Genomic DNA, 10804 nt, shown 5'->3' with positions numbered 1-10804 from the left:
GCCGCTCATCCGCGGTGAGTTGTCTGCGCGTGAGTGCCTGACGATGATGGCTGATCATGCGTTCGTGGTTGCCTGCCACTGAAAAGAACCACGGCTCCGACAACAGGCGCAGCGTATTCAGGGAATCGGTTCCGCGATTAATTAAATCGCCCACGGCGATCAGTCGATCGGACTCCGGCTTGAATTGATGGTAATCGAGTACCTTTTCCAGCCGGGCCAAGTTGCCATGAATATCGCCAACCACAAAATCCCGTCCATTCGGATTAATGAGGAGCTGTTTAAATAATGTCATTAATAAAAATCAATCGATTGATTATCGTTCAGGCACGAAAATGGTCACGCAAGTAGGGGGATTAACAACGTTCTGCGGCATTCCTTTCCAGTGGTTTGAAAGGGATAAAGCCATGGGAGAACAACGATAATCCGGGCCACGATACAAGGAAGTAGCGGCCAGAAAATTCAGAATTTTTCTGAGTATGGCCGCTATATAGAAGCGCGTCAATAGCAAAGTATGCTTGATGGGGGGTATAAATTACTGTGGCTTCAATAGTGTGGAGAGGCTCTATACTCGTAGCCGTCTCACGAAATAGCTATGGCTAATGCAACCAAGAAGAGGCAGAAGTTCATCGTCGGCGACTTTTGCGACGATGGCCTATCCGCCCGAGCTTGAATGAGACAAACCACCAAACAAAGAAGGAAACTCAGATGAAAAAAATCAGATTGCTACAGTCCGTGTTCGTTTTGTTGATGATGGGCCTGTTGGGCGCGCTGCCCGTGCAGGCACATCCGGTGGATGCCAAGGCGATTGAGGCAGTAGGCGGTAATTCGCTTGCCAACCATCATATTGTTCTGCAGGAAACCGATAGTGACTTGCAGCGTCAAACCTTGGTGCTGAATGTGGTAAGCAACCTGCTTAAAGCGTATGGGGACAATGTCGATATTGAGGTTGTTGCCTTCGGACCCGGTATTTCGATGCTTTTTGCCAATAATGAACATGCCAAACGAATTGAATCCATGGCACAGCAGGGCGTACGGTTTTCGGCCTGCATGAATTCACTGGAAAAAGCAACCGAACGGCTCGGCTATGAACCAAAACTGAACCCTGTCGCGAAAAAGGTGCCCGCGGGCATCGTGCGAATCATCGATCTGGTCGATGCCGGGTACATTCTGGTTCGCCCCTGATCTATGGTGTAATCGAGGAGACAGACGCATGCATTCGTATGCTGGTCTTTCTCCTCAGCTTCAAATCGGATAGTCTGGAAGACGAATTTCCCAATCTGGCCTCACGAAGATGACTCACACTCCGCCTCCTTCAGACAAGACTTCTATGAGCCATGGAGACGTAGCTGAATTTATTGCAAATCAGGTACCTGATCGCCGTGGTGCTTTCGTTGCGCGCCCGATCCTGCTGCAAAAACTCAATGAGTTCGGTTCCCCCAGCCTGGCAGTGCTTACTTTCGAGGGCGGGCAAACACTCACTGTCGCCGGTTTGCTATCACTGACGCCGAATGATGAAGTGATGTTGTATGACGACAATGCACCAGATGGCGCGCAATCGTTCTACGGTATTGTCGAGGAAATACGTGATGGCATTCGTCCAACAGATGTGATCAAGGGTATGCGTCTGTTCTACATCCAGAAAATGGCATCGGATAAGTTGGTGGATCCCAGAGAAGCATGATTTTTTGATCCATTTTTTGCCCCTGAACCAGGGTCAGGACGACTTATGGCACGAGCAGGTGAGATCACGCGTTTCTGGCGCGCCCCGTTTCTATTGAGAGCCCATCCATGATCAATCTGATCGAACCCGAAAAGCGGTCGCATATTGAATCCGCCGCCCGTGATGCAGGCGCCTCCGTCAGTCAGCTCGCCCAGCTTCGTGTGTTGCTCGAAGTCAGCCCGTTTGTCGTCGAAAACATCACGAAGCAGCCCGATATATGGCCTTTCCTGCTGGAACAGGTGAACCACGCGAATGGCCCGACGGGCTTGGCCGAGCGTATCGAGCGGCAATTGGCGGATAGCCCGATCGAGGATCTGGACCGTCGATTGCGCCACATCCGCCGGGCCGAAATGTTGCGCATCGCCTGGCGGGATGTGGCCGGGCTTGCGCCGACGACGGAAACCTTGCGTGATCTCTCCGATCTGGCCGATCAGTGCGTGCAACAGGCGCTGACGGCGCATGAACGCGTCCTTGTGGCGCGTCATGGTGTCCCCCGCGGTGCCGAGGGTGCGCAACAGCACTTGGTGGTGCTTGGCATGGGTAAGTTGGGCGGGTACGAGCTCAATTACTCTTCGGATATCGATCTGATTTTCCTGTTTGAGGAAGAAGGCGAAACCGACGGCCCCAAACCCATTGCCAACAGCGAGTTCTTTATCAAGCTGGGCCAACGGGTGATCCGTTCGTTGAATGAAGTCACGAAGGACGGGTTTGTCTTCCGTGTGGATATGCGCCTGCGGCCGCACGGTGATGAAGGGGCGCTGGCGTTGAGTTTCGATGCCGCCGAGCTTTATTACACGACGCTTGGGCGCGAGTGGGAACGTTACGCACTCATCAAGGCGCGCGTGATTGCGGGCGATCAGGCGGCGGGGGCGCGGTTGCTGGCACTGCTCAAGCCCTTCGTCTATCGCAAATATCTGGATTTTGGTGCCTTCGCCCAGTTGCGCGACATGAAAAAGGCCATCGAGCGGGAAATGAGCCGTCGGGGCATGCACGACAACATCAAACTCGGGCCGGGCGGGATTCGAGAAATCGAATTTATCGGCCAGTTGTATCAGCTTTTGCGTGGTGGACGCGAGCCCAAGCTGCAAAGCCGGAGCATCCTGGCAACGCTGGAGGTGTTGCGCGGGCTCAAGGAGCTGCCCTCGGGGATCATCGACGAGTTGCTGGCCGGGTATGACTTTCTGCGCCGAGCGGAAAATCGCCTGCAGATGATGCATGACCGGCAAACCCAAACCCTGCCCCTCGATAATCTGGATCAGGCGCGTCTGGCCTTGGCCATGGGCTATTCCTCCTGGGTAGAATTCATGGCGGCGTTGGATCAGCATCGCCAACGCATTCATCGCTATTTTGGCGAAATTCTGCAAACCCGGCGCGACGACAACGCGGACGAGGTGCCCATGCAGCAAATCTGGTCGAACAATCTGACGCCGGAAGCGGCCGAGGGGCTGTTGCGCAAGCAGGGGTTCGACGATCCTGAATCGATTCTCGATACCTTGTTGGCGTGGAAACGTGATCTTCGTCCGCTGATCAGCGATACGGTTCACCATCGTCTGGATCTTCTGATGCCGAGCGTGTTGCAGGAAGTGGCTGCCAATGGCGCCAGCGCCGAAACACTGCGCGCGGTACTCGCCCTGGTCGATGCTGTGTTGAGTCGATCGGTGTATCTGGCCTTGCTGATCGAGCAGCCCGCGGCGCTCAAACATCTGGTGCAATTGTGTTCGGACAGCCCATGGATTGCCGAACTCTTGCGGCAGCAGCCGATTCTGCTGGATGAACTGATCGATGCGGACAACCTGTACCGACAACCGAATGTGCAGGAACTGTCACAGGAAATTGCCGGTTTTCTGGCGCGTTTCCCCGATGACGAAGAACGCCAGTTCGATGAACTGCGACGGTTCCGGCAACTGGCCACGCTGCGGGTGGCTGCGGCCGATGTCATGGGCATTCTGCCGGTCATGCGCGTTTCCGATCAGCTGACCTGGATTGCCGAAGTGGTGCTGGAAAAAGTACTGCAACTGGCTTATCAACAGATGGTGGCGCGACACGGCGAACCACGCGCGGTGGATGCGCAGGGTGTTGCGTACACACCGGGGTTTGCCATCATCGCCTACGGCAAACTGGGCGGAATCGAACTGGGTTACGGCTCCGATCTCGATGTGGTATTCCTGCACGATTCCACCGATACGTCTGCAATGACGACGGGCAGCAAACCGATCGACAATCAGCTCTTCTTTGCCCGTCTGGCGCAGAAAATCATCCATATCCTCAGCATCCGCACACCTTCGGGTGTGCTGTATGAAGTCGATACGCGCCTGCGGCCTGATGGTGCGGGCGGCCTGCTCGTGTCCAGCCTGCAGGGGTTCGAGCAGTACCAGAAGCAGCACGCCTGGCTGTGGGAAACGCAGGCCTTGTGTCGTGCGCGCTTCATCACCGGGCAGAGCCAGATCGCCGAGCGATTCGCGACAATCCGCCGGGATGTGCTCTGTGCGCCTCGCGATCCGGCGACGCTCAAAGCTGCGGTATTGGAGATGCGCCAGAAAATGCGCGCCGAACACGGACAAACCGGCGCTGGCGAAACATTCCATCTCAAACGCGGGATCGGCGGCATCACCGATATCGAGTTCATGGTGCAGTACCTTTTGCTGCGCCATGCGCACGAACACCCACCAATCGTGGCGCATACGGATAATATCCGCCAGTTACGGGCGCTGGCCGAGGCCGGATTGCTGGACGGCGTGCTCAGTGAACGACTGGTGTCGGCCTATCAGCGTTTGCGCAACACGTCGCATCGGCGGACTCTGAACAAGCAGTCGCTGGAAGTGCCCTGTGCCGATTTCGCCGAGGAGCGTGCCGTCGTGCTGGCCGCTTGGCAACAGATTTTCGAGTTATAGAAAGGGCATCGCATGCATATCTGGGTTGATGCCGACGCCTGTCCTGTGGTGGTCAAGGAGATCCTGTTTCGTGCGGCCGCACGCACGGGGTTGTCGATGACCCTGGTGGCCAACCAGCCACTGGCTATTCCGCGCGGCGTATCAACCGTGCGCTTCATTCAGGTGGCCGGCGGTTTTGATGTTGCCGACAATGAAATTGTGCGCCGGTTGTCGGCCGGTGATCTGGTCATCACTCAGGATATTCCGCTGGCCGCCGAGGTGATCGAAAAGGGCGGCCTGGCACTGAATCCTCGGGGTGAGCACTACACACCGGACTCGATCAAAGCACGCCTCTCCATGCGTCATTTCATGGAATCCCTACGGGAATCCGGCGTGAATACCGGCGGGCCTGCCAAGCTGAATCAGGCGGATCGACAGGCATTTGCCAACGCACTGGATAAAATTTTGCTGCCCCATTCCGGTTCGGCCTGAAACAAAATACCCGGACGTTGATCCAACCAGCGTACTATTTCTCTCCCCCTCGTTCGAGGTGGTTTTTTTTACAAGTGAGTATCAGGAGTTCTGCTATGGGCCGCGCGGTGCGTTATGGTTTGTCGGTGCTGGTTATTCTGTTCGCGGCGGCCACCCAGGCCGAAGTCTTGGCCGCGCCGATCAAGGTGGGGTATGTCAATTCGGTGGCGTTACTGGAGCAGGCGCCACAGGCGGATATCGCCAAGCATGAGCTTGAACGAGAGTTTTCTCCTCGTGAACGGGAGATTCGCGCACTGCAGAAGCAGGCCCAAACCTTGCAAGGGCGGCTGGACAACGGTGGGCAGAGTATGGACGAGACCGAACGCAGCACGTTACGCCAGCAGCTGGATCAGAAGATTCTGCGCATCCAGCAAATGCAAAGCGATTTCCAGGACGATCTCAATCTGAAGAAGAACGAGGCGCTGGGTAAATTGCAGCAGGCTGTATTGCGGGCAATCAAGGACGTCGCCAAGGCGAATGGTTATCAACTGGTGCTTTCCGATGGGGTGGTTTATGCCGCGCCTTCCGTGGACATTACCAAGCTGGTTGCCGAGCGCTTGAAGCAACTGGCCAAAGGGAAACAATAGGTGTAAATCCTGAGTCGCCCCCCCTGCCCCCTTTTTTTCAAAGGGGGGAGAATCAGCCTCCTCTTTTTGAACAAGCGCGCCTCCACCTTTGTAAAAGGGGGAAAGAGGGGGATTTAAAAGGGATTTGCATTTGTGCCGATGTGCAGATCATCCCTGGGCACCTAGTGCGGTACTATGTCCGGACGGTTCCTGTTTCGCACAGATCATGGTGCAGACCGGAGCTTGAAACCGAACACATTTTGATTAAAAAAAAGACTATGGAAGCCATTCAACTGATTCGTGATTTTCTGCAGGAACGGACGCAGACAGATCCGACGCTCGTCACGCCAGACGCCCGTCTCGAAACGCTTGGAATCGATTCGTTCACCCTGCTGGAGTTGATTTTCGAGTTCGAGGAACAATACGGCGTCAGCATCCCGAATGATACGCAAACGCCTGAAACGGTTCAGGACTTGTTGAATCTGATCGCCCGTTTCCGCCAGCAAGCCGAAGCCAAACCATCGTGACGCGGCCGCATCGCGTGGCGGTAACCGGGCTAGGCATGGTCAGCCCGTTCGGCGGAAGCACACAGGATTTTTTCACGCGGATGCTGGCAGGTGAGTCGGCCGTTGCCCTCTACGAAACCGATGATGCACCGCGCGGGCTTTCGGTGCCTGCGGTGCGCTGTGCCGATTTCGATCCGGCCGAACGCATCCCCAAACACATGATCAGCACCATGGATCGGTATACGCAACTGGGTATGGCCGCCGCCTTCGAGGCATGGGCACATGCCGGATTTGCGCCCGGTGCCGATGATGAAAATACCGATGCGGGCGTGGCCTGGGGCTCGGCGCTCGGTGGCACACTGGCTTACGAGCGGGGCTATCGCGACCTCTGGCAGAATGGACAGGAGCGCGTCTCGCCCCTGTCGGTCGTGCAGGGCATGAACAATGCCGCCTCGGCGCAAATCGGTATTGCACTGGGCTTGGGTAATTCCTGCCTGACCTATACCGTGGCCTGCGCCTCGGCTGCTGCTGCGATCGGTGAGGCATTCAACCGCATCCGTCACGGTGATGCGAAAATCATGCTGACCGGCGGTTCCGATGCGCCACTGGCCTATGCTGTCGTGCGCGCCTGGGAGGCCATGCGGGTTATGGCGCCGGGCGATCGTGATACGGCGTACCGTGCCTGCCGCCCGTTTCACGTAGATCGTCGTGGCCTGGTGCTGGCCGAGGGTGCCGCCGCACTGGTGCTGGAAGACTGGGATCATGCCGTGGCGCGCGGTGCACCGATTCTGGCCGAAATGAGCGGGTTTGGCGCGAGTTGCGATCACAGCCATCTCGTGCGACCGGATGCGCGCGGGCAGGCTCGTGCCTTGCAGCAGGCGCTTGATCAGGCCAATCTGGCGCCGGAAGACATCGGTTATGTCAATGCCCATGGGACGGCGACACGTGAAGGCGATGCGACGGAAATACAGGCGCTGAAAACCGTATTCGGCGCCCATGCCGAACATCTGCCCGTGAGCGCGACCAAATCCATGCATGGCCATGTAATGGGTGCGACGGGAGCAATAGAGGCACTGATCACGGTGCTCGCACTTCAACAAGATGCCATTCCTCCCACCGCTCATCTGGATGCCATCGACCCAGCGTGTGCGGGTGTGCGGCACATGACTCAAGCCGAACACGGTAGCGACCTGCGGGCGGCATTGTGCAGTTCATTCGCGTTTGGCGGCAGCAATGCGGTTCTGGCGTTCAAGGCCTGTAAATGATTAGTTTGAATAACGATTCGGGAATTGATAGGCGAATCAACTTATAATTCGCCCCGAAAATACAAATGGATCAATTGAAATGACCGAAGAAAGCCAAAAAATTATGGATCAAGCGCTGATTGATGAGCTGGCAAATCTGATTGTCGATGGGCTTAATCTGGAAGTCAGTGCGGCGGAAATCGATGCCGATGCCCCCTTGTTCGGCCAGGGTCTCGGGCTTGACTCCATCGACATTCTTGAAATCGCCATGATGGTGTCCAAGCGCTATGGTTTCGCCCTGCGCAGCGACGACGAGAACAACACGCGGATTTTTTCTTCACTCCGACACTTGGCGCAGCACATCGCCGAGCATCGCAGCTGTTAAGCCGAATCATGTCGCGCGACGTTCTGTTCGGTCGCATCAAGGCCACGCTGATCCTGCTCCTGCTGGGGCTCGATCTGTTTTTGGCCAATGTTCTGAGTCCCAAGGCTGACGTTTCCGCCGCGGTGGTCGTGCTGGCTTTTTTGCCGATCACCCTGATTCTGCTGGATGTGCTTTGGCATACAGCGGGAAAGAGAATCGCGCTGGCGGTCGCCGGGTTGATCGTTCTCGGCGGCGTGCTGCTGTTGCCGCAACTTCAGGCGCGGATCAGTCTGATCTATCTCTTGCAACACCTCACGGCGAACCTGCTGTTGGGGTTCTGGTTCGGCCGTAGCTTGTGGCGCAATCGCCAACCGGTGTGTACGCAATTCGCGGGCGTGCTGCACCCCCGGATGACGCCTCTGCTGGTGCAGTACACGACGCGCGTGACGCAGGCATGGACGATTTTTTTCTTCGCAATGGCGATCACGTCGATCCTCTTGTATCTGTTCGCGCCCATCACGATATGGTCCATTTTTGCCAATAGCCTCACGTTGCCCTTGTTGGTGCTGATGTTCGGGGCGGAATACCTGGTGCGACGCCGCGTTCTGCCGCCGGAAGATCAGCTCGGCCCGCTGAGTGCCTTTCGTGCCTATCGCCGTTCTGTGCTGGCTCGCCGCACCCAAGGCAAGTATCAGAACGCGACTGCGGAAACCCCGACGTCCAAATGAACGCGTTGATGAATTCGTTACCGCTGGTTTTTGCCGATCCCGATCAGATCCTGCTCTACCGTCAGCAGGGTGGCGATAAGCACGCCATCACGGCACGGCAATTCATGGCCGATGCCGAGGCGCTGGCTGGTAATTTGACGACTGGGCCGTGCGCGCACCAGTTCATCGTCAATCTTTGTCAGGATCGCTATCGTTTCATGGTGGGCTTCGCCGCCACGATCGTCGCGGGGAAAACCAATCTTCTGCCCTCGACCTTTACGGGCGAAACACTCCGTCAGATTTTTATCGACACGCCCGACGCACTTTGTCTGCACGATCACGACGATTGGCCGTTTCCTTATCCCCACTTTTCCTTGGCCCATCTTTCCCTGGCTCACCTTTCCCTGGATCATATTTCTTTGGCAAATCGCTGTCATCGGGAGCCGTCGCCGGATTTTTTGGCTGAATCGGTTAAGGGGCACCTCGAAAAACCGTCACGGGCTGACGCCAGCTCCGCGTTAGCGGCCCGAGTGCAAGGCGGACGGAGCGCAGCGACCGAGACATATCAAACAGATAGGCTGGCTTGCGCCAGCTACGCGTTAGGAAGCGAGCACCGCCCAACGCAGCAATCGGGTCGCGGGCTGCCACCAGCTTCGCGTTCAGTAGGTTTTTCGAGGTGCCCTAAGATTAAACCTGAGCATGTCGTGGCCCAGGTCTTCACCAGCGGTTCGACCGGCCTGCCGATGCCCCACAACAAAACCTGGGGCAAACTGGTACGGAACGTCGAGGCCGCCTTGCAGCAGTTGGCGCTTTGGAGTCCCGTGAGTCTGGTCGGCACCGTACCGCCGCAACACATGTTCGGTTTCGAATCGCTGGTGCTGCTTTGCCTGATCGGGCGCTGCCCGCTGTGGTCCGGCAAGCCGTTTTATCCGGCAGATATCGTAGCCGCGCTCGATGCCATGCCCGAGCCGCGCATGCTCGTGACTACGCCGTTCCATTTGCAGGCCCTGCTGGATGCACAAATCGCGCTGCCCAAAATTGACCGCCTGCTTCTGGCCACGGCACCTCTTTCACCCGAACTGGCCGAGCGGGCCGAGCGTGTGACCGGCGCGCCGCTGTTTGAAATCTACGGCAGTACGGAAACCGGTCAGATCGCCACCCGACGCCCGACGCAATCGACGGCCTGGACGTTGTTTGCGGGCATCACGCTAACCAAAGCCCACCCGGAAGAAAACGATGAACTGTTTATCGCCAACGGCGAACACATCGAAGCGCCGGTCATGCTGTCCGATCGCATCCATCTGCGGGCGGATGGTCGGTTTGATTTGCTGGGGCGCGTTGCCGATCAGGTCAATATGGCGGGCAAGCGCAGTTCACTCAATTACCTCACGGCCCAGATCAAGTCCATTGACGGCGTAACCGACGGGGTATTTTTCCTGCCCGAGCCCAAGAAAAATCAGGCCAGGAAAAATCGGGCCGGAAAAGATCGAGCCGGGAAAGATCAGGTCATCACGCGATTGTGCGCCGTGGTTGTGGCCCCGGCGTCGAATGCGGCGGATATTCTGGCCGCCCTGCGTGACCGGCTCGACCCGGTATTTCTGCCCCGCCCCCTCATTCTGGTGGAAAGCTTGCCCTATAACGCGACCGGCAAACTGCCGCAAATCGCCTTGCAGGCCATCCTTGATCAGCATCTCGCGGCTCTGGCATCCAAAGATCAACCCTCATGGCGTATTCCGGCCGATCATCCCGTGTTTGCAGGCCATTTCCCCGGCCATCCGCTGGTGCCGGGCGCCTTGCTGCTGGATTGGATTGTGGAGCGCGTGGCCGCATATTGGCAGGTTTCGTCTGCGGCCTTGCGCATCGAACAGGCCAAGTTTGCGCATCCCGTGTTGCCGGATGCGCGCGTGACGCTGGACTTGCAAGCCGAAGCCGACCGGTGCCGATTTACATTGCATCTTCACGCTGGGGAAACAAACCCGGTCGCCGTCTCGGGCGTGTTGAGTCGCCAAAAGAATGATGAGGCGAGTGATGCCAAGGCGAAGCACGCATGAATGCATCCGCCAAGGTCGAATGGCAACAGCACCCCGAACGGGGCAGCCAGTTCATGTTGCGCGTGATGCTGTGGCTCTCGCGACATCTGGGGCGCCGCGTGAGCCGCTTGGCGCTTTACCCGATCGCGCTGTATTTTTTGTTGTTCGTGCCCGCGGCCAGGCGCGCGTCGCGTCAGTATCTGGCGCGCGTGTTCGGTCGGCCAGCACGGTTGATCGAAGTGTTCCGGCACATCCACGCATTTGCC

At 57.3% G+C, this 10804-nt stretch carries 11 protein-coding genes and 1 pseudogene; 11 read left to right on the top strand and 1 reads right to left on the bottom strand.

The features are described 5' to 3' along the window. Positions 1-292 (bottom strand): metallophosphoesterase (locus PHD44_RS11325; RefSeq protein WP_300191737.1); only part of this gene is annotated, 292 nt, incomplete at its 3' end. Between the two features lie 413 nt (positions 293-705). Between PHD44_RS11325 and PHD44_RS11320 the strand changes: the two genes are divergently transcribed. From PHD44_RS11320 to PHD44_RS11270, 11 genes and pseudogenes are all read left to right on the top strand, one after another. After that, positions 706-1182: a hypothetical protein gene (locus tag PHD44_RS11320; RefSeq protein WP_300191734.1), complete on the top strand. Its 477-nt coding sequence runs from the start codon at positions 706-708 to the stop codon at positions 1180-1182. A gap of 145 nt (positions 1183-1327) precedes the next feature. Further along, complete coding sequence (locus PHD44_RS11315) at positions 1328-1681, top strand: hypothetical protein (RefSeq protein WP_300191731.1); 354 nt, start codon at positions 1328-1330, stop codon at positions 1679-1681. A 107-nt stretch (positions 1682-1788) separates the two neighbouring features. After that, positions 1789-4611, top strand: coding sequence for a bifunctional [glutamate--ammonia ligase]-adenylyl-L-tyrosine phosphorylase/[glutamate--ammonia-ligase] adenylyltransferase (glnE, locus tag PHD44_RS11310; RefSeq protein WP_300191727.1), 2823 nt, complete (start codon positions 1789-1791; stop codon positions 4609-4611). A 12-nt stretch (positions 4612-4623) separates the two neighbouring features. Continuing rightward, entirely contained in the window at positions 4624-5082 is a 459-nt protein-coding gene (locus PHD44_RS11305) for a YaiI/YqxD family protein (RefSeq protein ID WP_300191724.1), read from the top strand. Positions 5083-5177: 95 nt separating this feature from the next. Further along, complete coding sequence (locus PHD44_RS11300; protein WP_300191721.1) at positions 5178-5708, top strand: OmpH family outer membrane protein; 531 nt, start codon at positions 5178-5180, stop codon at positions 5706-5708. 257 nt (positions 5709-5965) lie between these two features. Further along, positions 5966-6214, top strand: a complete 249-nt coding sequence (locus PHD44_RS11295; RefSeq protein WP_300191718.1) for an acyl carrier protein — start codon at positions 5966-5968, stop codon at positions 6212-6214. Beyond that, positions 6211-7458: a beta-ketoacyl synthase gene (locus PHD44_RS11290; protein WP_300191715.1), complete on the top strand. Its 1248-nt coding sequence runs from the start codon at positions 6211-6213 to the stop codon at positions 7456-7458. Before PHD44_RS11295 ends, PHD44_RS11290 begins: the two co-directional genes overlap by 4 nt. A 79-nt stretch (positions 7459-7537) precedes the next feature. Further along, a complete protein-coding gene (locus PHD44_RS11285; RefSeq protein ID WP_290679237.1) occupies positions 7538-7822 on the top strand; it encodes a phosphopantetheine-binding protein in 285 nt (94 codons plus the stop codon). A gap of 8 nt (positions 7823-7830) precedes the next feature. Continuing rightward, positions 7831-8529, top strand: coding sequence for a hypothetical protein (locus tag PHD44_RS11280; protein WP_300191712.1), 699 nt, complete (start codon positions 7831-7833; stop codon positions 8527-8529). Between the two features lie 8 nt (positions 8530-8537). Beyond that, on the top strand, positions 8538-10559 hold the full coding sequence (locus PHD44_RS11275) for an AMP-binding protein (protein WP_300191710.1): 2022 nt from the start codon (positions 8538-8540) through the stop codon (positions 10557-10559). Beyond that, positions 10556-10804 (top strand): annotated as a pseudogene (locus PHD44_RS11270) (acyl-CoA synthetase); the annotation flags it as partial. The gene PHD44_RS11275 and the pseudogene PHD44_RS11270, both read left to right, overlap by 4 nt.

This window comes from Halothiobacillus sp. (genome assembly GCF_028710545.1).
In the GTDB taxonomy this organism is placed as follows: domain Bacteria; phylum Pseudomonadota; class Gammaproteobacteria; order Halothiobacillales; family Halothiobacillaceae; genus Halothiobacillus.
This window is presented reverse-complemented; position numbering and strand designations above follow the sequence as displayed.

What these genes read in the sequence shown, in the direction of transcription:
- PHD44_RS11305 (WP_300191724.1), top strand. Translation starts at nt 4,624, where the DNA reads ATGCATATCTGGGTTGATGCCGACGCCTGTCCTGTGGTGGTCAAGGAG.
- PHD44_RS11285 (WP_290679237.1), top strand. Translation starts at nt 7,538, where the DNA reads ATGACCGAAGAAAGCCAAAAAATTATGGATCAAGCGCTGATTGATGAG.
- PHD44_RS11280 (WP_300191712.1), top strand. Translation starts at nt 7,831, where the DNA reads ATGTCGCGCGACGTTCTGTTCGGTCGCATCAAGGCCACGCTGATCCTG.
- PHD44_RS11320 (WP_300191734.1), top strand. Translation starts at nt 706, where the DNA reads ATGAAAAAAATCAGATTGCTACAGTCCGTGTTCGTTTTGTTGATGATG.
- PHD44_RS11275 (WP_300191710.1), top strand. Translation starts at nt 8,538, where the DNA reads ATGAATTCGTTACCGCTGGTTTTTGCCGATCCCGATCAGATCCTGCTC.
- PHD44_RS11315 (WP_300191731.1), top strand. Translation starts at nt 1,328, where the DNA reads ATGAGCCATGGAGACGTAGCTGAATTTATTGCAAATCAGGTACCTGAT.
- PHD44_RS11300 (WP_300191721.1), top strand. Translation starts at nt 5,178, where the DNA reads ATGGGCCGCGCGGTGCGTTATGGTTTGTCGGTGCTGGTTATTCTGTTC.
- PHD44_RS11295 (WP_300191718.1), top strand. Translation starts at nt 5,966, where the DNA reads ATGGAAGCCATTCAACTGATTCGTGATTTTCTGCAGGAACGGACGCAG.
- glnE (WP_300191727.1), top strand. Translation starts at nt 1,789, where the DNA reads ATGATCAATCTGATCGAACCCGAAAAGCGGTCGCATATTGAATCCGCC.